Source organism: Gulosibacter sp. 10, assembly GCF_900163695.1.
Classification (GTDB): Bacteria; Actinomycetota; Actinomycetes; order Actinomycetales; family Microbacteriaceae; genus Gulosibacter.
Genome location: NZ_FUIC01000017.1, coordinates 1 through 20,797, shown reverse-complemented (window position 1 = coordinate 20,797; position 20,797 = coordinate 1). Strand labels below are relative to the sequence as shown.

The 20,797-nt window shown below is 68.5% G+C and carries 17 protein-coding genes; 6 read left to right on the top strand and 11 right to left on the bottom strand.

What is annotated here, in order from left to right; all coding sequences use genetic code 11:
• Window positions 1–61 precede the first annotated feature (61 nt).
• The 8 genes from FM112_RS06865 to FM112_RS06830 form a co-directional block, all read right to left on the bottom strand.
• Entirely contained in the window at window positions 62–751 is a 690-nt protein-coding gene (locus tag FM112_RS06865; RefSeq protein ID WP_087005523.1) for a Pr6Pr family membrane protein, read from the bottom strand.
• Between the two features lie 54 nt (window positions 752–805).
• Window positions 806–1,159: a DUF488 domain-containing protein gene (locus FM112_RS06860; protein WP_087005520.1), complete on the bottom strand. Its 354-nt coding sequence runs from the start codon at window positions 1,157–1,159 to the stop codon at window positions 806–808.
• 154 nt (window positions 1,160–1,313) lie between these two features.
• Complete coding sequence (locus FM112_RS06855; RefSeq protein WP_176386714.1) at window positions 1,314–1,841, bottom strand: lipoprotein LpqH; 528 nt, start codon at window positions 1,839–1,841, stop codon at window positions 1,314–1,316.
• Window positions 1,842–2,048: 207 nt separating this feature from the next.
• Complete coding sequence (locus FM112_RS06850) at window positions 2,049–2,639, bottom strand: lipoprotein LpqH (protein WP_087005515.1); 591 nt, start codon at window positions 2,637–2,639, stop codon at window positions 2,049–2,051.
• 179 nt (window positions 2,640–2,818) lie between these two features.
• Window positions 2,819–3,382, bottom strand: coding sequence for a lipoprotein LpqH (locus FM112_RS06845; protein ID WP_087005512.1), 564 nt, complete (start codon window positions 3,380–3,382; stop codon window positions 2,819–2,821).
• Between the two features lie 162 nt (window positions 3,383–3,544).
• Window positions 3,545–4,726 carry an N-methyl-L-tryptophan oxidase gene (solA, locus tag FM112_RS06840; protein WP_087005509.1) on the bottom strand — a complete coding sequence of 394 codons (1,182 nt, stop codon included), beginning with the start codon at window positions 4,724–4,726 and terminating at the stop codon, window positions 3,545–3,547.
• A 27-nt stretch (window positions 4,727–4,753) separates the two neighbouring features.
• Window positions 4,754–5,887 carry a tyramine oxidase subunit B gene (locus tag FM112_RS06835; RefSeq protein WP_254910400.1) on the bottom strand — a complete coding sequence of 378 codons (1,134 nt, stop codon included), beginning with the start codon at window positions 5,885–5,887 and terminating at the stop codon, window positions 4,754–4,756.
• Between the two features lie 401 nt (window positions 5,888–6,288).
• A complete protein-coding gene (locus tag FM112_RS06830) occupies window positions 6,289–7,275 on the bottom strand; it encodes a helix-turn-helix domain-containing protein (RefSeq protein WP_087005501.1) in 987 nt (328 codons plus the stop codon).
• Between the two features lie 214 nt (window positions 7,276–7,489).
• On the opposite strand from FM112_RS06830, the gene FM112_RS06825 reads away from it, so the two are divergent.
• Window positions 7,490–8,962, top strand: a complete 1,473-nt coding sequence (locus tag FM112_RS06825; protein WP_369678162.1) for an APC family permease — start codon at window positions 7,490–7,492, stop codon at window positions 8,960–8,962.
• 101 nt (window positions 8,963–9,063) lie between these two features.
• A complete protein-coding gene (locus FM112_RS06820; RefSeq protein WP_087005496.1) occupies window positions 9,064–10,497 on the top strand; it encodes an MFS transporter in 1,434 nt (477 codons plus the stop codon).
• 1,184 nt (window positions 10,498–11,681) lie between these two features.
• Here the strand turns inward: FM112_RS06820 and FM112_RS06815 are convergent.
• The 3 genes from FM112_RS06815 to FM112_RS06805 form a co-directional block, all read right to left on the bottom strand.
• On the bottom strand, window positions 11,682–12,575 hold the full coding sequence (locus FM112_RS06815) for a LysR family transcriptional regulator (RefSeq protein WP_087005494.1): 894 nt from the start codon (window positions 12,573–12,575) through the stop codon (window positions 11,682–11,684).
• Between the two features lie 120 nt (window positions 12,576–12,695).
• Window positions 12,696–13,277: a septum formation family protein gene (locus tag FM112_RS06810; protein ID WP_087005491.1), complete on the bottom strand. Its 582-nt coding sequence runs from the start codon at window positions 13,275–13,277 to the stop codon at window positions 12,696–12,698.
• A 176-nt stretch (window positions 13,278–13,453) separates the two neighbouring features.
• A complete protein-coding gene (locus FM112_RS06805) occupies window positions 13,454–14,059 on the bottom strand; it encodes a septum formation family protein (RefSeq protein WP_140400603.1) in 606 nt (201 codons plus the stop codon).
• A gap of 432 nt (window positions 14,060–14,491) precedes the next feature.
• On the opposite strand from FM112_RS06805, the gene FM112_RS06800 reads away from it, so the two are divergent.
• The 4 genes from FM112_RS06800 (at window position 14,492) to FM112_RS16830 (ending at window position 20,794) form a co-directional block, all read left to right on the top strand.
• Window positions 14,492–15,967 carry an NAD-dependent succinate-semialdehyde dehydrogenase gene (locus FM112_RS06800; protein WP_087005485.1) on the top strand — a complete coding sequence of 492 codons (1,476 nt, stop codon included), beginning with the start codon at window positions 14,492–14,494 and terminating at the stop codon, window positions 15,965–15,967.
• A gap of 56 nt (window positions 15,968–16,023) precedes the next feature.
• Window positions 16,024–17,253, top strand: a complete 1,230-nt coding sequence (locus FM112_RS06795; protein ID WP_087005482.1) for an MFS transporter — start codon at window positions 16,024–16,026, stop codon at window positions 17,251–17,253.
• Between the two features lie 601 nt (window positions 17,254–17,854).
• Entirely contained in the window at window positions 17,855–18,469 is a 615-nt protein-coding gene (locus FM112_RS06790; RefSeq protein ID WP_087005479.1) for a hypothetical protein, read from the top strand.
• A 156-nt stretch (window positions 18,470–18,625) separates the two neighbouring features.
• Window positions 18,626–20,794, top strand: a complete 2,169-nt coding sequence (locus tag FM112_RS16830) for a hypothetical protein (RefSeq protein ID WP_140400602.1) — start codon at window positions 18,626–18,628, stop codon at window positions 20,792–20,794.
• The last annotated feature ends 3 nt before the right edge of the window (window positions 20,795–20,797 follow it).

The window sequence follows — 20,797 nt, the reverse complement described above, 5'->3', positions numbered from 1 at the left end:
GCTGCAGCGCATCCGCACCGGGACCGCAGCGCATCCGCACCGGGCTGCAGCGCATCCGCACCTACCGGCCGTGGTGGGCCAGGGCGACGCGCAGATTGCCGAGCACGTGCACCACCAGCGCCACCGCGAGGAACGCGACGAACACCATCGAGGTGGTCTGCAGCACGGCGCCCCAGCCGCCGTCGCCGAGCGGATCGAGGAACCCGTAGGGATACCAGCCCGCGATGCCGCCGCGCACCCACGTGTAGACGAGGTAGGCGACCGGGTAGAGCAGCCACGCGAGCGGGCGGCCCCACGCGCCGCGCACGGTCATCGTCACCGCGAGCCACCCGAGCAGCCCGGCGACCGGGGTGAGCCGGTGCAGCACGAGGTTCGACCATTCGACGTCCCAGCGCAGCATCTCGCCGGGCTCGGCGACGAGCAGCGCGTAGATGAGCCCGGTCATGACCATGCAGAAGGCCAGGCCGCCGCGGAGGTGGTCCCACCAGCGCGGCAGGCGCTCGCGGGGGAGGAGCCCGCCGATCACGAGGGAGACGCCGAACGCGAGGTTGGCCTGATTCGTGAACTGCGAGAGCGACTGGACGATGGTGCTCTCGGTCAGGCCGTTCGCCGAGCGGTACACGTTCCAGACCACCGCCGAGAGCGTGAGGAGGCCGAGCAGGACGCGGAGGATGCGGATCCACGCACGGTCGGGATGCAGCCGGCGATTCGTCGTCGGGTTCCGGTTGATGGCGGGGACGCTGCTCGGCATGGGCCCCAGTCTGCCACGGGGCCGACCCGGCTCTCCGGAGCCCGAGGCGCGTCGCTATCCGGCGAGCTCCTCGAGGTACCGCTTGAGCACGACGGCGTGGTTGTGCTCGGCGTCCTTCGCCGCGATGAGGAGGGAGATCGGCCGGTCCCCGGCCTCGTCGAGGAGCGCGCCGGGCGCCTCGCTCGAGTCGAGCTCCTCGCGGTAGCGCTCGGCGAACTCGTCGAAGCGCTCCGCCCGGTGACCGAACCACTTGCGCAGCTCGGACGACGGGGCGACTTCCTTGTCCCACCGGTCGAACTGCAGATCGTCCTTCTTGACGCCGCGGGGCCAGAGCCGGTCGACGAGCACCCGGTAGCGCGATTCGGACTCGGCGTCGTCGTAGACGCGCGCGATGCGGATATCACTCATGCGTCGAGTGTGCCGCCCGCGGCTTGCCGGGCGCTGTGCGGGGCCGGTTGCCGCACCCGCTGCTGTTCCGGATGCGAATAGGGCTCAGAACCCGGATATCGGGCTATGACACGTATTCGCATCCGGAACGGCGCTCCCGGCGGCGACCGCCCCGCTACGGGCAGGTGATGACGAACTCGAACTCCGCGAACGAGTTCTCGATGATCTCGACGCCCTCCCGGTTCGTGGGCGCCTGGCCGGTGATCGTGTAGGTGCTGCCGTCAAGCGAGACCTCGACCGGGTCCATGCTGTCGAGCCACGCGATATTGCTGCCGTCGTCGAAGGTGAAGGCCACGGCCTCGGCGCCCTCCTCGCCCGACTCGGAGTACAGCACGGCCGCGAAGTTCTCCTGGCTCGACTCGTCCGACGGGGCCACGGTGATGGCGAAGCCGTTATCGCCGCCCGCGCATTCGATCAGAGGGTCCTCGATGTCGAAGGATTCGCCGCCGACCGTGAACGAGGCCTCGCCCTGCACCGCGCCCTCCTCCGTCGGCGCCTCCGGGGCGGGAGCCTGCTGGTCCGCGGTGTCCTGGTCGTTCTCGGCAGCGGGCTCCGCGTCGCCCTGATCGTCGCCGCTGCATGCGGTCAGCGCCGCGATGAGCGAGATCGATGCCGCCAGCGCTCCGATGCGTGTGCGTGTCATCTGCAGTCCTGTTCGTCGGGGCCGCTCCATTGCGGCACTCATTCCGAGGGTATCGGCCGCGCGGAAGGCTCCGGTTGGAGAACGCTGGCGGCTGCCCCGCCCGTGCTGCTGTTCCGGATGCGAATAGGGTTCAGAACCCGGATATCGGGCTGTGAACCCTATTCGTATCCGCAACGGCGTTCCGGGCGGCGGCTCCCGGCTCCGGGTCTATGGGCAGGTCGCCTGGAACTCGAACGGCGTGTTGCGCGTGCCCTCCGAGCCGTCGACCGGGAAGAAGATGCCCTCGCCCGAGACCGTGTAGGTCTGGCCGTCCACCGAGACCTCGGGCGCGGCCATGCCGTCCATGCCCTCGCTCCACTGCAGGGAGTTGTCCTCGGGGTCGTAGAACGCGAGCGCCTGGAGGCCGCCCTCGCCGGTCTCGGAGTGCAGGACCACGGCGTATTCCGCGCTCGGCGAGGTCGCGTACACGCCGACCACGAACCCGGAGCTGTGGACGCACTCGACGACGTATTCGCCGAGATCCATGGGCTCGCCGTCGACGGTCACCAGGGCCTCGGAAACCGCGGGGTCGGACGCCGACGGATCCTCCTCGGCGGGAGGCTCCTCCGCGGGCGGCTCCGTCTCGACCGGGGCATCCGCGTCCTGCGAGGGCGTCTCCTGGCCGACCCCTTCCTGGGTCTGCTCGTCCTGGCCGGTCTCGGGAGGGGCCGTCTCCTCGGGATCGGTGCTGCTGCAGGCCGTCAGGAGCGCGGCCGTCGAGACGGCGGCGATCAGGGTCTTCATCGTCGTGTGCTTCATCGCAATCCCCTTTCGCACGACCCCGAGGGGTCGGATGCGGTGTGGTTGCGCAGCACCGTACGGCTTCGCGATCAAGGGCGGGTGCGACTCGCGGAGAATGCCCTGGGAGCGGGAACCCGCGTCGGAAACGCGACGCGGCCCCGGAACGGGTTCCGGGGCCGCGGGTTCGCGCTGCGCAGTTACGGGCAGGTGATGACGAACTCGAACTGCACCGTCGAGCTCGAGGTCGGGTCCTCGAGGTTGGCCGACATCGCTTCGCCGGAGACGGTGTAGGTGTTGCCGTCGACGGTCACGGTCGGCTCGCCGGCGCCGACGCCTTCCGCGTAGGCCACGGCGTTGCCCTCGGCATCGGTGTAGGTCGCGGCGGTGACGCCGTCGCCCTCTGCGGAGGTGAGGACCACCGCGACGGTCTCCTCGCCGACGGCGCCGCCGGAGGTGACGCCGATGGCGAAGCCCATCTCGCTGTCCGCGCAGGAGACGGTCGGGTCGGCGAACTCGACTGCCTCGCCGTCGAGGGTGATCGACACGTCGCTCGAGCCCGATGCCGCGCCGCCGTCCTCAGCGGGCGCCTCCTCGGCGCCGCCCTGCTCCTCCGCGGGGGCCTCCTCGCCGGCGCCCGCGTCCTGCGAGGTGTCGTTCTCGTTGGCCTCGGGGGCTTCGCTGTCGCCGTCGCTGCTGCACGCGGTGAGCGCGGCCACCATCGAGAGCGAGGCGACCAGGGCGGTGATGTGCTTGCGCTTCATTTCAAGTCCTATTCGTCAGGGCCGCCGACTCCGCGGCCTCCGCGAAAAGTGTAGGGGCTCGCGACCGGAGGCCGAATGCCCGACGCCGAAGATCCATCCTCAGACTGAGGCATGATGATCGTCGAGCAGCGGCGAGGAGCACCCGGCGCGGGGAGGCGCGGGCTAGTGGCCGCCGCCCGTGTACGCCCCGCGCTCGCGGAGCACCCGCATGTGGTGCGCGAGCGCGAACTCCTCCGGCACGCCCTCGGTCGAGCCGTCGGCGGCGAGCTGCGCGGCGAGCTCGCCGAGCTTCGGGGCGAACTTGAATCCGTGGCCCGAGAGGCCCGCCACCACCGCGATGCGCGAGGATCCGTTCAGGTCGACCACCGGCATGCGGTTCGGCGTGTAGGCGCAGTGGTGCACGCTCGAGCGCACGGGCTCCGGGTTGAGCCCGGGGAAGAACTCCGCGGCCTGCTGGCCGATCTTCACGAGCTCCTCGCGGGTGTAGGCGGTCGGCACCTCCCGCACATCGCGGGCGACGGGCCACGTCGGGTTCGAGCACGCCTTGATGCTGTAGCCGTCGAAGCTCGGGGCTCCGAAGAAGTGCACGGGCCCGACGTCGCGCAGGAAGGCGGGGAAGCGCTCGGGCAGGAAAGGCTCGATGCCGCGCTCCGGCATGAACCAGGTGAGCCCGAGCACCTGCAGCCGCAGCAGCTCGTCGAGCTCGGGGCGGATGCGGTTCGACCACGAGCCGGAGGCGACGACGACGCGATCCACGCGCAGCGCCTCCTGCGGCGTGCGGACGACCACGCCGCCGGGCTCCTCCTCGATGGCGAGCACGGGGGTGTTGAAGCGCAGCTCGGCACCCGCCTCCTCGGCGAGGCGCAGGGCGCTCATCACCGCGACCTCGGGGCGCAGGCCGCCGCCGAAGGCGTCGAGGATGCCCTTGTCGCCGTCGTGGATGCGGTGCTGCGGGTACCGTTCGCGGAGCTCGTCGGTGTCGAGCAGCTCGTGCGGCAGGTCGTAGTCGTGGACGGTCTCGAGCGTGGTGCGGTACTCGATCCGGTCCTCCTGCGCGATCGAGAGGCAGCCGACCTCGTAGTAGATCTCGCGGCCCGACTCCTGCTCGAGCCGCCGCCACAGCTCGCGCGACTCGAGGAGCATCGGAACGTAGATGCCGCCCTCGTGGTAGGCGCTGCGGAAGACGCGGGACTCGCCGGCGTAGGAGCCGTGCGAGTGCACGCGGCCGTACTGCTCGAGACCGATGACGCGCACGTTCTCGCGCTTCGAGAGCTGCCAGGCGGCCATCGAGCCGACGGCGCCGAGGCCGATGACGGCGACGGTGAGCGGGGCGGAGGTGTTCATTGGGGGGTTCCTTTCGAAGCGGTGCGTTCAGGCGAGGGCCGGGGCGTCCCAGAGGTTGAGGGTCGTGCCGATGCCGCGCTCGAGGGCGTTGCGGTACACCACGGTGCCCCATGCGACGTCCTCGACGGGCATGCCGCCCACCGAGAACAGGAAGATCTCGTCCTCGTCGCGGCGGCCCTCCCGCTCGCCGGACATGATCCGGGGGAGGTCCTCGAGCACGGCGTCCTCGACCTCGCCCTCGCGGATGCGGTCCATCAGGTACATGCCGAGCAGGCCGATGTGCTCGTGGCCGGGGGAGGGGACCTCGGTGTGCCAGGCCTCGTAGAGCCCGCGGTAGTCGGCCACGTGGCGGGCGTCGCGCAGCAGCGCCTCGTCGATCATGATGTCGGCGGGCAGGCTGACGAAGGCGCCGTCCTTGACCCATTCGCGCCGGATGCGCAGGTAGTTCTCGGAGCCGGCCGGGGTGGTCGGCGCGATGGTGACGAGGTCGCTGTCGCGCACCGCCTCCTCGATGGTGTCCACTACGACGGCGCTCAGCCCCGGGTACTGCTGCTCGGCCCACGCTGCGAACTCCTCCGCCCGGGAGCGGGTGCGGCCGTGCACCTTGACGAGCTCGATGCGCGGGCACACGGCCATGAACGCCTCGAGGGTGGTCTTGTTCATCACGCCGGGGGCGACGACGCCCACGGTGCGCGCATCCCGGCGGGCGAGGTGCCGCGCCCCGACGCCGGGGATCGCGCCGGTGCGGTAGGCGCTGAGCAGGTTGGCCGACATGAACGCGAGGGGTGCGCCGGTGTCCTTGTCGCTGAGCGTGAACATGAGGACCGAGCGGGGGAGCCCGCGCTCGCGGTTGGCGGGGTTGGAGCCGTACCACTTGCAGCCCGCGTGCTGGAAGGAGCCGCCGAGGTACGCGGGCATCGCCATGAAGCGGCGGTGCGCGCCGTCGGCGGGCATGCCCTCGTGCTGCGGATGCTCGGGGAAGGTCAGCATCGAGCCGTGCGAGTTCCCGTCCGGGCCGCCCATGCGGTAGTCGCCCGCGCCGACGAGGGCCAGCGTCTCCTCCATCGCGTCCACGCAGGCCGCCATGTCGGTGACCCCGGCCGCGATCGTGTCCTGCTCGCTGAGGTAGAGGAAGTCGATTCGTGTGTCGTGTGCGCTCACGTGTGTCCTTTCGCTGCCGCGTCGTTGCGGGTGGTGCGCGGTCCGCCGCGCCATTCATCTACGAGTGTAGAAGAACGATCGCGGATTTGTCGACGACGAGTTCTCGGCGCCCCGGGCCGTAGCCGCATCCGGATCGGCTGCGCACGCGCCGCGGCCCGCTCCGGGGTCGGGTGCCGCCCCAGCCCGTAGGGGCGGCACCCGGACCTGTGGGGGCGGTGCCCGGGCCACAGGGCCGGCCTGGCATCCGCGGTCTGCCCTGACCGTTCGGCCGAGGTCCGGTTCCGCGCTAAGACGTCGTAGAGCGCGTCATGCCTTCGCAAACGGCCCCGAGCCGTCGGAGGACGACATCTTGCCGCCGATCCCGCTGGCCGAGGGGCCAGCGGCGTGCGCCGCGGATCCCGCTAGCCGAGGGCCCGGCGACGCACGGCGCTCGGCGTCTCGCCGTAGGCGCCCTTGAAGACGCGGCTGAAGTGCGCGGCGTCCTTGAAGCCCCAGCGGGCGCCGATGGTCGCGACCGGCACCTCGGAGCTCGACGGATCGGTGAGGTCGAGGTAGCAGCGCTCGAGCCGCCTGGTGCGCACGTAGGAGGCCACGGTCTGGCCCTGGTCGTGGAAGAGGCTGTGCAGGTGGCGCACCGAGATGAACGCGCTCGCGGCGATGGTCTGCGGCGAGAGCGCCGGATCGTCGAGGCGCTCGTCGATGTCGTCGCGGATGCGCTGCAGCTGCGCCCGCCGCGGATCGGCGGCGTAGCGGGCGAGGTCGAACTCGGTGGCGAACAGCGTCTCGAGCAGGTCCACGGCGTTCTGCGCGAGCTTCGCCCCGGCCGGGCCGTGCAGCTCCGCGAGATTGGTCCCGATCGTCGCGAGGAAGGGGGACACCACGCGGCCGAGCCCCTCGTGCCCGTCCAGGCGCACCGCGGTCATCCGGTTCGCGAACTCGTGGGGGATGTGCAGCCGGTCGTGCGGCAGCTGGATCACCATGGTGCGGAAGCGGCGCTCGAAGGTGAGCGTGTACGGCTGCTCGGTGTCGTAGATCGCGAGGTCCCCCGGCTGCAGCTCGACCTCGCGGCCGCCCTGGCGCAGCAGGCCGCGGCCCTCGAGCTGCAGGCTGATCTTGTAGAAGCTGCCCGGGGTGCGCCCGATGAGCTCGGGGGTGCGCTCGACGACGTGGGCGTCGGCGCGGATGTCGGTGAAGGAGACGCCGTGCACGTTCGCCTGCGTGAGGCGGGCGCGGAAGGCGTCGGGATCCGGCGCCGTGACGAGCAGCGGCACGAAGGAGCGCGAGACCGCGTCCCGGAACTCCGGGAGCCCGAGCGCTCGCGCGTCGCCGTCCGGGCCGTCGGCGGCCTGGTCGGCGGGCGGGTGCGGGGGCTCGTGCTGTTCTGTCATGCGCGTCTCCCCGGTAACTGTAGTCGGCCGGAGGGACTCGGGCACGGGGCGGATTTCGAGCCGGGACTTGTTTTTCTACGTTCGTAGATCGATGATGGATGCGTCGTCGACGGATTTTCCTGCGAGCCCGCGGGAAATCGGATTGACTCGAACTCATACTCGGGCGCCCTGCGCGCCGAACCACGACCAGTCACAACGAGGTGGACTATGGCATCTGCAACCCCCGCCCCCCCATACGGGCCATCTGCGCTCGGAACATCAGCCCGAGCGCCGGCTCGGCGTCCTGTCGATCGCCTTCATGATCGTTGCGGCGTCCGCGCCCCTCACCGTGATCGCGGGCGGCGCCCCCACGAGCTTCGCGGTCACCGAGCTCACGACGGTGCCCGCCGGGTACATCGTGCTCGCCGCGATCCTCGCGCTCTTCGCCTTCGGCTATGCCGCGATGGCTCGCTTCGTGGACCGGCCGGGCGCGTTCTACCCCTACGTCGCCCAGGGCATCGGCCGATCGCTCGGCGTCGGCACGGCCTACGCGGCCATCGTCGCCTACAACATGATGCAGATCGGCATCTTCGCGATGTGGGGCTTCACGATCTCGAGCTGGCTGAACGGCCGGTTCGGCATCGAATCGCCCTGGTGGCTGTGGGTGCTCATCGGCGTCGTGCTCGTGGGCGTGCTCGGCGTCAACCGCATCGACTTCTCCGCGAAGATCATCGGCGTGCTCGTCGCGCTCGAGTTCGTCGTGGTGCTCGTGTTCGACATCATCGCGCTCGGCGTCGCGCCCGAGGGCTACTCGCCGGCGCCGCTCAACCCGCTCGAGCTCTTCGTGCCCGGCGTGGGCGCCGTGCTCGCGTTCGGCGTGGCGGCGTTCATGGGCTTCGAATCCGCGGCCATCTACGCCCGCGAGGCCAAGGACCCGAAGCGCACCGTGGGCCGCGCGACCTTCCTCGCCGTGATCGTCGTGGGCCTCTTCTACGCGTTCAGCGCCTGGGCGATGGTCACGGGCGTCGGCCAGTCGGAGATCGTCGGGCAGAGCCAGGAGTTCGGCCCCGACCTGCTCTTCGTCTTCCTCGACGGCCACGCGGCCACGATCATCGTGGACATCGCGAACCTGCTGTTCATCACGAGCCTCTTCGCCGCGCTGCAGGCCTTCCACAACACCGTGGCCCGCTACTTCGCCGAGCTCGGCAACGAGGGCATGCTGCCGACGTGGTTCGCGCGCCGCTCCAAGGCGGGCGCCCCCGTCTCGGGCTCGCTCGCACAGAGCATCCTCGCGGTGCTCGTCACGCTCGGCTTCATCATGGGCGACTCGGGCGACCCGCTGTTCCCGGTGCTGACGATGTTCACGTGGCTCACCAACACCGGCGCGTTCGGGCTCATCCTGCTCATGGCCATCGTGGCCCTCGCGGTGGTGATGTTCTTCGTCAAGGATGCCCGGGGCGTCGGAATCTTCACCCGGCTGATCGCGCCGGCCATCGCGGGCATCGCGCTGACCACCGTGTTCATCCTGGTCCTGGTGAACTTCCCGGTGCTCATGGACATGCCGCAGGGCGATTTCCTCACCTACCTGCTGCCCCTGCTCGTGATCCTGGGCGGCCTGATCGGCATTATTGTTGGTGAGGTCTTCCGTCGCCGCGATCCGGATCGGTACCGCGGAATCGGGCACGCCGTCGAATCTCCGGCGGAGTGACCCACCGGGCGTTGTGACGGAGCGGGGCGGCGGCATGGAGCCGGGCCCCGCTCCGGCGCCGCCGAGGGCAATCAACTCATCCCAATCCAGTTAGAGGAGCCATGGACACTGCAGCCAAACCGCAGCTCACCGCGTCGCAGCGACGGCGCGTCGCCGGGGCTACGATCGTCGGCACCACCGTCGAGTGGTACGACTTCTTCATCTACGCGAACGCCGCGGCGCTCGTCTTCAACGAACTCTTCTTCTCGCAGGTCGGCGGCACCTTCGGGCAGATCCTCTCGTTCCTCACGGTCGGCATCTCCTTCCTCTTCCGTCCGCTCGGCGCCGCGCTCGTCGGCCACTTCGGCGACCGAGTGGGCCGCAAGGCCATGCTCGTCATCACGCTCGTGCTCATGGGCGTGGCCACGACGCTGATCGGCGTGCTGCCCACCTACGACACGATCGGCGTGGCCGCGCCCATCCTGCTGATCATCCTGCGCATCCTGCAGGGCATCTCGGCCGGCGGCGAGTGGGGCGGCGCGGTCCTCATGGCCGTCGAGTACGCGCCCGTCAACCAGCGCGGCCGCTTCGGCATGTTCCCGCAGCTCGGCGTGCCCCTGGGCATGCTGCTCGCGACGGGCGTGCTCGCGCTCATGTCGGGCGTCATCACCCCCGGCGATGCGTTCATGGAATGGGGCTGGCGCGTGCCCTTCGTCTTCTCGATCGTGCTCGTGGTGGTCGGCTTCATCGTCCGCCAGGCCGTCGACGAGTCGCCCGTGTTCAAGGAGATCGCGGCGAGCGGCAAGCAGACGAAGATGCCGATGGTCGAGCTCTTCAAGAAGCACTGGAAGCTCGTCATCCTCCTCGCCCTCGTGTTCGCCGGCAACAACGCCTCCGGGTACATGATCACCGGCGGGTTCATCCTCAACTACTCGACGCAGAACCCGCTCGGCCCCGGCCTCGACCAGACGGCGGTGCTCAACGGCGTCACGCTCGCGGCGCTCGCGTGGCTCGTGTTCACGTTCATCTCGGGCTACATGGCCGACCGCATCGGGCGCAAGAACACGTACGTCATCGGCTGGCTCATCATGATCCTGCTCGCGTTCCCGCTGTTCTGGCTCGTCGATACCGGCTCGATCGCGATGCTCTACCTCGCGATGTGCTCCTTCGCCGTCGGGCTCGGCCTCACCTACGGCCCGCAGGCCGCGTGGTACGCCGAGACGTTCCCCGCGTCGGTGCGCACCTCGGGCGTCTCGATCTCGTACGCGATCGGCGCGATCCTGGGCGGCGCCTTCGCCCCGACCATCGCCGCCGCGCTCGTCGACGGGTTCAGCACGACCCTCGCGGTCTCGCAGTACCTGCTCATCATGATCGTCGTGGCGCTGGCCGCCACGCTCGTGCTGCGCGACCGCAGGGGCATCCCGCTTGACATCGGCTTCGAGGAGTCCGGCAAGTACGAGCTCTTCGACCCGGATCGCCGGCCTACCGAGACCCGGGCCATCATGATCGAGTACCACGGGGTGGAGGACGCCCCTGGCACCTCGAAGAAGCAGTAGCGCTCGTCGCTGCCGCTCCGCGGTGGGCCGCTCCGTCAGGGGCGGCCCATCGCCGTTTTCCCGCCGCCCGCCGTCCGCCGCCCACTGTCCGCTGTCCGCCGGGCGCGGGAGGTTGGGCGATGCGGAGGCGAGCCGAGCGCGGAGGCGGAGCGTGCGCCGGCTGCTGCCCGAGCGCCGGCTGTCGCGTAAGCGCCGACTGCCGCTCAGGCGTGGATTTCGGGTCGAGCATCGGATGCCGTTTGAGCACCGGTTGTCGTTCAGGCGTGGTCTGCGAGTCTCGTCCGGGATGCGGCTGAGCGCTGGATATGGACGAGCATCGACCGCTGCCCGAGCGCTGGTCGCGGTTTGAACGCGGCTGTCGTTTGAACGCGGCTGCCGCTTGAACCCGGCTGTCGCTTGAACGCGGTTGCCGCTTGAACCCGGTTGCCGCTTGAACCCGGTTGCCGCTTGAACCCGGTTGCCGCTTGAACCCGGCTGTCGCTTGAATCCGGCCGCGGCTTGAACGCGGCTGCGGCTGAACACCGGATGCGCGTGAGTGCCGACTGCTGCCCGGGCGTCGAATGCGTGGCAAAGCGGATATGAGATGAACGCGGATGTGAGGCAAATGCCGGATGTGAGGCGTTTGCGGGGTGTGCGGGCGGTTTTCCCGCCATACGCCTCACATCCGCGGAGGAGCCCGGCGTTTCCCTCATATCGGGGGTCGGGGCCTGCGTGTTCTTCGTGCCGGGCGCCGTGAGGTGCGGTGCATCCGTATGGTGCTGGTCCGCTGTTGAGGTGTGAGGCATGCGGGCGCACTTCGGCGCCGAACGGTGGCGTTCGGTTCCACGGGTATGAGGTGTCTGCGGATGTGAGGCAAATGCCGGATGTGAGGCGGTTGCAGGGTTTGCGGGCGGTTTTCCCGGCATACGCCTCACATCCGCGGTGGTTGTCGGCGTTTCCCTCACATCCGCGGAGAGACCCGACGTTCGTCTCCTATCCGCGGAGAGCTCCCGCGTTCGTGTCCTATCCACGGTGTGCGCTCGTGGGTGGCTCGCGCTGGCTTGGGTCTCCCGCATACCCGCATAATCCTGGTGTCCCGTGTCCCGTGTCCCGTGTCCCGTGTCCCGTGTCCCGTGTCCCGTGTCCCGTGTCTGGTGTCATGCAGTTCGGGCTTCGGGCACCGCACATCGCGGGGGAGGCGGCGCTCAGGCCGGCGCCTGGGCGTGGAGCGCGGCGAGCAGCGGCTCGACGCGGATGCGGGGGCGCGACGCGTTCCAGAAGGCCACGACGTCGGCCGGGGTCGGCGCGGGCGTGATGGGGCGATCGACCACGCGCATGCCGTCCCGCGTCCGCTCCGCGCGGGAGGGGACGACGAACAGGCTCCATCCGAGCCCCGCCCCCACGAAGGAGCGCGCGAGCTCGAAGTCGTCGGTGCTGAAGCGCGTGCGCACCGCGGTGATGCCGACGTCGTCGAGCAGGGACTGCGTGTTCTCCCAGCTGGGGGAGCGGTCGTAGCGGATGAACGGCTCCTCGACCAGGTCGGCGAGCCGCACCGCATCCGCCCCGGCGAGGGGGTGATCGGGGTGCAGGGCGACGTGCGGCGCGAGGCTGTAGAGGTGCTCCTTCGCGAGATCGGGCGCGAGGCGGCGGCCGTAGCCGACCGCGAGATCGAGGTGGCCGTTGCGGATCGCGTCCTGCAGACCTTCGGCGTGGTCGGTGATGACGTCGACGCGGACGCCGGGATGCGTGGCCTCGAGATCGCGGACGAGGCGCGGCATCGTCGCCGGGGCGAGCGTCGGATAGCAGCCGAGCCGCACCGTGCCGGTGAGCGCGCCGGGGGCGAGCTCGGCGACGAAATCGGCCGCGGAGGAGAGCAGCGTGCGGGCGAGGGCGACGGCGCGCTCGCCCTCGACGGTGAGGACCACGCCGTGCGCGCGGCGGCGCAGCAGCAGGGTGGCGTCCACGGCCTTCTCGAGCTGGGTCAGCGCCGTGGCGACCGCCGATTCGGAGAGGTGCAGCGCGTTCGCGGCCGCGGCGATGCTGCCGTGCTCGGCGACGGTGGTGAGGTACTCGAGCTGGCGGAGCGTGAATTGGGGCACGATGTCAAGTTCATCACATCCCTGGCCGAAGGGGCGGCGTCTGCGGCACGCGGGGAAAAGTGATGCGGCCCCGCGCTGTATTCAGCGCGGGGCCGCACGTCGTGAAGCGCGTCGGGAGCCTTAGCGGTTCGCGCCCTCGAGGGTGCCGGTGGTGACGTTGCCCTCCTGCTCCTCGTAGACGAGGCAGCTGATGAGGCGGTCGCCCTGGTCCCAGCTGCCCTGGGTCGGCGCGAGGTAGAGCGCGTCGAGCTCCGAGCTGTCCCAGGCCACGCCGACGAAGTCGGTGAAGGACTGGCCGTAGCAGATGTCCATCACGGCGTCCTGGATTCCGTCTTCACCGGGGAACTCGCCATCGCCGTCGGGCAGCTCCTCCTCGTAGAAGACCTCGAAGGTGTGCGGCTGCGAGCAGGGCACGGTCGGGACCGAGGAAACCTCGGTGCCGTACATGTCGGCATCGGTGATGCAGTCGCCCACCGCGAGCGAGAAGACGTCCGCGTCCTCGGGCTCCTGGAACTCCTCCTCGGGAGTCTCCTCCGTGGTGTCGCTGCCCGAGTCGGTGTTGGTGTCCTGCGTCTCGGCCTGGGGGGTGTCGGAGCGGTCCTGGCGCTCCTCATCGTCTCCGCCGAACGTGCAGCCCGACATGAGCAGTGCCGAAGCGGCGAATGCGGCGAGTGCACCCGTGATGCGCAGTTTCGAAGCCATTGTCTTGTTATTCCTTCACTGTTGACGGTGATTCGGCGGGACTCGGAACCCAGGGGACCGACCGTCGATATCAAGAGAATACTGGGAATCGGGCCCACTCCGCAGCGATCGGCGCGGGTTGCTCGCCGATATCCGTCCATCGGAGCAGGAGATGTACTCCTGGAGAGGAGCGCCGGTCACAGCTTCGCGCCCTCGAGGGAGCCGGTGCTGACGTCGCCGCTGTTCTCCTCGTAGACCATGCAGGTCACGAGGCGGTCGCCCTGGTCCCAGCTGCCCTGGGTGGGCATCAGGTAGGTGACGCCGAGCGCGGAGTTGATCCAGGCCTTGCCGTTGAAGTTCTTGAAGGCGGTGCCGGTGCAGCCCGACTTCGACTTCTCCTCGACCTCCGTCTTGTCGAACTTCTCGAGGTCGTCGATCGTGAACTCGTGGAACACCTCGAAGGTGTGCGGCTGCGAGCACGGGACCGTGTAGAGGGACTGGTGCTCGGTGCCGGCCATGCTGGCCTCGGTGATGCAGCTGCCCACGGTGAGGTCGAAGACGCTCTGCTCCTCGGGGCTCTGGAAGCCGCCCTCGGCGTCGCCGTCCGCATCGGCCTCCGAGCCGCTGCTGTCGCCGCTCGCGTTCCCGAGGCCGCCCAGCGATCCATCGCCCTGGCTCTCGATCTGCGCGCCTCGAGTCTCCCTCGTCTCGGGCGCCCCGTCCGACGTGCTGCAGCCGGAGAGGACGAGCGCCGAGGCCGCGAAGGCGGCCAGCGCCCCGAGCACCCGCCGTGTCGAAGTCATGATGCGAACCCCCTCGTGAATGGCGCCAGCGCCGCGGACCGGTGGTCGGAGGGGCGGTGCTCGCGCGCGTCCCGCCGCTCGATTCCTTCGAGCGTACCCGCGCGTGCGCGCGCGACGCATCATCCGAGGAGCGCTGCCGGGTCGTCCCGCAGGCGGACGGGTTCACGAACAGGGGCGGGATGTGGCAACATACCTGTGTTGCCTCGGGGATGCCGTGTTCCCCCGAGGCAACGTTTTTGCGTGCGCCGCCGGGCGGAGGGGCGGGGACGGAGCAACGTGCGAAACGTACAAGAAACCCTGCGCCGATAGTGCACAGGTATGGACGTTTCGCACTGGGGCGGGGTGTAGCGTTCAACCAACGTGCGTATTCGCGCGGAATCGTTGTGATGCGAGACAATTACCGCAAACGAATCAGTCAATAGGAGCACAGGTATGCCCTTCCCCAACGAGGCCGAACTTCTGGCAAAGGTGCCCACGCAGCTGTACATCGGCGGCGAGTGGGTCGACGGCGAAAACGAGCCCTTCGCGGTGCTCGACCCGGCCACGGGCGAGGAGCTCGCCCGTGTGGCGAATGCGACGCCCGCGCAGGGCAAGGCGGCGCTCGACGCGGCCGTCGAGGTCAAGGACGAGTGGGCTCGCACGACGCCCCGCCACCGCGCAGAGCTGCTCCGCAAGGCGTTCGACCGCGTCATCGAGCTCCGCGACGAGTTCGCGCTGCTCATGACCATCGAGATGGGCAAGCCGCTGCCCGAGGCGCAGGGCGAGGTCACCTACGGCGCGGAGTTCATCCGCTGGTTCGCCGAGCAGGCCCCCCGCATCATCGGCCGCTACGGATCGACCCCCGAGGGCAACGCGCGCATGCTCGTGTCGAAGCAGCCGGTCGGCCCCTGCTTCCTCATCACCCCCTGGAACTTCCCGCTCGCGATGGCCACGCGCAAGATCGCCCCGGCGCTGGCCGCGGGCAACACCTGCGTCGTCAAGCCCGCGTCGCTCACGCCGCTCACCACGCTGTACTTCGTGAAGATCCTCGAAGAGGTCGGCGTGCCCAAGGGCGTCGTCAACCTCGTCACCACCCGCGACACCGCCGGCGTCTCGGACGTCATCATGGAGGACGACCGCCTCCGCAAGGTGTCCTTCACCGGTTCGACCCCGGTGGGCGTGAACCTCATGAAGAAGGCCGCCGAGAAGGTCCTCCGCACCTCGATGGAGCTCGGCGGCAACGCCCCGTTCGTCGTGTTCGAGGACGCGGACCTCGACAAGGCGGTGGACGGCGTCATCCTTGCGAAGTTCCGCAACATCGGCCAGGCATGCACGGCCGCGAACCGCGTGTTCGTGCAGAAGTCGGTGGCCGACGAGTTCGCGAAGCGCGTCGCCGCCCGCGTCGCCGACTTCAAGATGGGCCGCGGCACCGAGGACGGCGTCGTGATCGGCCCGCTCGTCGAGGCGAAGGCCGTCGAGAAGGTCGCCGAGATGGTCGAGGACGCGAAGTCGAAGGGCGCCGACGTCGTCATCGGCGGCAACAAGGGCGCCGGCGAGGGCTACTTCTACGAGGCGACCGTCCTCAACAACGTCGGCCTCGAGTCGCAGGTCGTCAAGGAGGAGATCTTCGGCCCGGTGCTGCCGATCATCCCCTTCGAGACCGAGGAGGAGGCCGTCGAGCTCGCCAACGCGTCGGAGTACGGCCTCATGTCGTACGTCTTCACCGAGAACTTCTCGCGCGGCCAGCGCATGATGGACCGCATCGAGGCCGGCATGATGGGCCTCAACGTGGGCGTGCTCTCCAACGCCGCGGCGCCGTTCGGCGGCGTGAAGATGTCGGGCGTCGGCAAGGAGGGCTCCTTCGAGGGCATCGAGGAGTACATGTACACCAAGTACACCGCCGTGCCGGACCCCTACTCGGACCAGTAGCACCGGCCGCGGTCGGATGACGAGGCGCCCCGGGGCGCGGGATTAGGCTGAACAGCATGTCAGCTCCCGCACCCGGGGCGCCTCGTCGTGCGCCCGGCATCCTGCTCGTCGTGCTCATGGTGGCGATGGCGGCGGGACCGGTCTTCAACTTCGCCCTCAGCGCGCTGAGCGCGACCATCATCGACGAGTTCTCGATCTCGGAGGGGCGCTACGGCATCCTGCTCTCGGTCGTGTTCGTGAGCGCGGGGCTCACCTCGGCGTTCGTCGGCGCGGCCGCCGACCGCATCGGCCCCCGCGCCCAGATCCTCATCATCCTGGGCGGGGCGCTGCTCGCCTTCGTGGTCGGCGCCTCGTTCCACAACTACTGGCTGCTCGTGCTGGCCGCGCTCATCGTGGGCCCCACGCAGGCCTTCTCGAACCCCTTCACGAACCGCATCATCGCCTCGCGGGTGCCGCTGCGGCAGCGTTCGGCCTGGATGGGGTGGAAGCAGTCGGGCGTGCAGATGGGCATGCTCATCGCCGGGCTGTCGTTCCCCGTCATCGCCGCCGCGGCGGGGTGGCGGGGCGCCGCGCTCGCGGGCGCGGGGATGTGCGCCGCGGGGCTGGTGCTCGCGTGGATCGTGATCTCGCGGCTGTCCCGGATCGCGCCCGAGCTGGAGCGGAAGTCCCCGGCCGCCGATACGCGATCCGCGTCCACGGCCGGCGGCAGGATGCCCGCGGCGGTCTGGCTGTTCGCGCTCGTGTCGTTCCTCAACGCCGTGGGGACGCAGGGCGTCAACGCCTTCGCGTCGCTGTTCGCGGTGCATGCGATGGGATACCCCATCACCATCGCGGGACTCATGCTCGGCGTCGTGGGCGTCATCGGCATCCTGAGCCGCATCGGCTGGGGCCGGGCGACGGGCCGCTGGGGCAGGCCCGCCGTGCTCGTGATGGTGATGAGCCTCGGCGGCGTCCTTGGACTCCTGTTCCTCGTGGCCGCGGAGCGCACGCAGCTCGACGCGCTCATGTGGGTGGGCGTGGCGTTCCACGCCGTCCTGCCGCTCGCGGCCAACGTGGTCATCAACTCCGGCATCGTCGCCGCCGCGCCGGAGGGGCGCGTGGGCATCGCCTCGGGGCTGGTCTCGGCGGGCATGTACCTCGGCTTCGCGCTCGGGCCCGCGGTGATGGGCGCCGTGGTCGACGTCACCGGCGAGTACGCGATCGGCTGGGGCCTGGTGGGCGCCACCTACATCGGGTGCTTCGCGGTCGCGCTGGTGCTCGCGCGGCTGCAGCGGCGTTCTTCCTGATGGCCGAAGGGGGGGCACGGCCGCGGGCCGCTGTCCGCGGGCTGTCCTCGTTCGTCTGCCTCGTTTCGGAGGAATCTTCGGCGAGGCCGGGGAGGATATTGCGCTTTGTGACTAACGCGACGGTGTCGCGTATTGACGTTCGCTGGCAATCTGGTTAGAGTTCGAGTTGACGCGAATGAGAATCATTATCAACTAGTGCTCGGGCTTCGAACGGAAGGGGTGACTCGTGGGAACTGCTGCCAGTGCGGTCGCGAGCCGCCACCTGCATCATCGGGGCCATCTCGCGTCCGGCGGAGTGCCGCGCTGCGGCTGCCGCCCCGAGGAACTGGTCGAGGTCCACGGGCATCAGGCCCCTGCAGCCGTCGTCGACGGAGGCTGGGCGCCCGTGCGTCGGCAGTTCCACGGCTACATCCGTACGCACTTCATCTATTCCACCCGAATGGTGTGCACGTTCCGGCAGCCGGGTCGCTGACCCCTTCGTGCACGAGCACCTGCTGGAACGTGGTGACTATCGCCGTCGGCCGCACGATCCTTCGCGATGCCGATGGCGCCTTTGGAGAAATTCATCACCCATTGAATGCAACTGAAAGGTAATCACACCATGACGAACATCACCCTGAACCCCGAGGCCGAGCAGTCCACGCAGAAGAGCCGCTTCAACCGCGGCGGCGTCCTCGCCGTCGGCTCCCTCCTCACGGCGGGCGCGCTCGCCTTCGCGGGAGGCTCGGTCGCGCAGGCCTGGCCCGGCACGCAGGTGCCCAACGGCGAGTACGACATCGTCGCGCTCGACTCGACCGGCGATCTGACGAGCTACGACCACGAGAACGAGCAGTGGTACGACTACTCCACCGACGAGTGGTACAGCGTCAGCAACCAGCTGATCCCCGCGGACCACAGCGCGGCGGGCGACACGACCGGCGGTGGCTTCCGCATCGACTACCCGGATGCGGACAACGTGGAGATCACTATCGATCTCGTCGAGAGCGAGAACGGTGGAGGCCTGACGATCTCCAATGTCAACGACCCCAATGTCGATGCGGAATGGTCTATCTCGGAAAACGACCCTACCGATTCGCAGGTCCTCGCGGATAACTACCACGAGCACTTCGACTGGGAGTTCGGCGCGACTGGTGACTACGAGATCAGTGTGACTGCGACTGATGCTGCCAGCGGCGTTGAGATTGCTCAGCAGGATTACCGCTTCACGGTCAACTAGCCAGCAATAGCTGAGTCGCGCTGGGTGGGCAACGCACGGGTTGCCCCACCCAGCGCGATCGGCATTCCGCCTCTCGCCAGCACCGGTCGGGTTGCGTCCGGTGCACGGTATCACTCAGAGCCGCTTGCGCGGCTCGCGAACTCTAGAAACACGGATATGTCCCTCGTACACAGAGAAGTCCCGCCCCGCTCGCGCGGTTCCCGTTTCCGGAAGCCGGCGATCCTGGCGCTTTCAACGCTGATCGCGGCAACCCTGCTCGCAGATGTGCCTCCAGCCGAGCCCGCGAGCGCCGATGAAGGCTCGACGACGATCCCGCTCGCGGAGGCTTCGATCCCCGCGCTCATCGCTGACGACTCGGGCTTAGCACTCCTTGCGGCGCATAACGGTGAAGCGTTCGACCCCGCCGGAGCAGTCTTCGGCACTCCTGCGGGGGAAGCCACGGCAGTGCCGGTGGTGGTCGACACCGCGGCGGCTCCCGAGGGGTACGCGATCGAGGATCTCGAGCTGACGTATGAGGTGCTTGCGACTCCCGCCGAGGGATCGCTGCAGATCGCGGCCCTCGACGAGCAGGAGGTCCGCACCGCCTGGGCACCGGGACAATCCCTCACGATTGCCTCCGATGGCGCCGGTGCACTCGAGTGGCAGTTCGACACCGAGGGCGAGTACGCGATCAACGTGACCGGCACCGCAAGTATTGCCGCTGACGGAGAATCGGAGGAAGGCGATGTCGGGGGTTCCGGTGCGGGCGGTGAACAGGCCGTTGAGGTTTCGGCGAACTACCGCTTCGAAGTCGAGCCGAGCGATGGTGAAACCACCGAGCCGAACCCTGCAGAGCAGAAGCAGCCCGCTCCCTCGACGCAGGAAACGGTTCCAGAGAGCCAAGACGCGGAACCCACGGTGCTCGATGAAGGCGATATCCGGCTCGCGACGAAGCGTGACGAATCGGGACTCTCGCAGTCGGTCATGGTTGTAGAAGGGGACGGTTCTTTCGAACGATACCCGGTCGAGTCGACGATCATCTCGATCCAGAACAGCGAGCCGTGGCCTGGTGGTGTACCGGGCCAGCCCGCGCGTGTGCAATCTACTTGGGAGGAATGGGTCCCTGATAAGAATGAAGTGTGGCGCACACTTTCGAAGGAGAACCCTGAAACAGGCTTTGAAGCGATCAACCCCTTGACGATCAGTTTTGATACGGGATTTGTTCCTTGGTCCGGGTATCCAGGGGATTTGTTGGGGACTACCACGGTGAGTATTTCGGACGTGAGTACTAGTGGTGGTGGTGAGCTCGTCGTTCATGACGCCAGGACCAGGCTCATACGTCCGGATGGCAAATGGGAATTGGGTTCTGTGGTGGATTCGCGTCCAGGCACGAACTCACCTTTCGGCTTCTCGAATGCGGGTGATTGGACTGGTAATCCAAATATCTACGATGAGCCAGGAGTGAGCGATAAGACGCTCGGGCGAACGAACGTGACAACAGGTTTTGTGTTTACGGAACCGGGTGTCTACTGTGTGACGGCTGCCAGCAGCGATTCCCAAGCCGGGCCAAAGGTCGAGCATTCAGCTACTTATACGTTTGCGGTTGGTGTTGAACCTGCAGGTGTGGAACTCTGTGAACAGCCGCAGGCGGAGAACCCGGATGATCCCGGTCCCGAAGACCCGCCCGGGGAACCCGGCGATGAAGAGTTTACTGAGCCGGTGGCGACCGGCGCGGACATCGCCCTCGCTGCACGCCTGCAGAACGGTACGTTCAGCCTCGGCGGATACGTGGCCTCGGATCAGGCTCAATGGTTCTCGCCCCAGGAGACCGTGATCAGCATTCCGAAACGGGACGAACAGGAATGGTCACAGTCGAATATGATCGGTGCGGCCTCGGGCTTTCAAGGCCCATGGCGTTCGGTGGCCGACCCTGACGAGATACTGTTCAGAACCAAACCCGGCAAGACGGACGATGGCGTTGCCGGTGGGAACACATTCCAAGTCCGCCCCGACGCCTCGTTCGTGCCGAAGAACGGTCTCGATATCGATGCCAATGTTCGGTTCGAGCTCGGAGCGGTAGAAGGGCCCGAGGGCGGTCGCCTCAGCACATATCACTATGAGTCGGGAGCTAGTACCGTTGCGGTGCCCTCGACTGATCGGTACTGGAACTCCGAGGACCGTTCGGTGGCTAACAGTATCCGAGTGCAGGCGGGGAGCGGCTCCTATCCGGGGTCGCTCGATAGCACTGCCGAGGCAGGGTTGGGTCTCGCATTCAACGAGCCGGGAAGATACTGGGCTCTTCTCGAACGAGGGTGTAGTCCGTTGAGCGCGTCGCTGTCCGTGTAGGAG

Excerpts from the sequence above, each read along its gene's own strand:
- FM112_RS06800 (WP_087005485.1), top strand. The coding sequence starts at position 14,492 with ATGCCCTTCCCCAACGAGGCCGAACTTCTGGCAAAGGTGCCCACGCAG.
- FM112_RS06810 (WP_087005491.1), bottom strand. The coding sequence starts at position 13,277 with ATGGCTTCGAAACTGCGCATCACGGGTGCACTCGCCGCATTCGCCGCT.
- FM112_RS06850 (WP_087005515.1), bottom strand. The coding sequence starts at position 2,639 with ATGAAGCACACGACGATGAAGACCCTGATCGCCGCCGTCTCGACGGCC.
- FM112_RS06830 (WP_087005501.1), bottom strand. The coding sequence starts at position 7,275 with ATGACAGAACAGCACGAGCCCCCGCACCCGCCCGCCGACCAGGCCGCC.
- FM112_RS06805 (WP_140400603.1), bottom strand. The coding sequence starts at position 14,059 with ATGACTTCGACACGGCGGGTGCTCGGGGCGCTGGCCGCCTTCGCGGCC.
- FM112_RS06845 (WP_087005512.1), bottom strand. The coding sequence starts at position 3,382 with ATGAAGCGCAAGCACATCACCGCCCTGGTCGCCTCGCTCTCGATGGTG.
- FM112_RS06855 (WP_176386714.1), bottom strand. The coding sequence starts at position 1,841 with ATGACACGCACACGCATCGGAGCGCTGGCGGCATCGATCTCGCTCATC.
- FM112_RS06820 (WP_087005496.1), top strand. The coding sequence starts at position 9,064 with ATGGACACTGCAGCCAAACCGCAGCTCACCGCGTCGCAGCGACGGCGC.
- solA (WP_087005509.1), bottom strand. The coding sequence starts at position 4,726 with ATGAACACCTCCGCCCCGCTCACCGTCGCCGTCATCGGCCTCGGCGCC.
- FM112_RS06790 (WP_087005479.1), top strand. The coding sequence starts at position 17,855 with ATGACGAACATCACCCTGAACCCCGAGGCCGAGCAGTCCACGCAGAAG.
- FM112_RS06860 (WP_087005520.1), bottom strand. The coding sequence starts at position 1,159 with ATGAGTGATATCCGCATCGCGCGCGTCTACGACGACGCCGAGTCCGAA.
- FM112_RS16830 (WP_140400602.1), top strand. The coding sequence starts at position 18,626 with ATGTCCCTCGTACACAGAGAAGTCCCGCCCCGCTCGCGCGGTTCCCGT.
- FM112_RS06795 (WP_087005482.1), top strand. The coding sequence starts at position 16,024 with ATGTCAGCTCCCGCACCCGGGGCGCCTCGTCGTGCGCCCGGCATCCTG.
- FM112_RS06865 (WP_087005523.1), bottom strand. The coding sequence starts at position 751 with ATGCCGAGCAGCGTCCCCGCCATCAACCGGAACCCGACGACGAATCGC.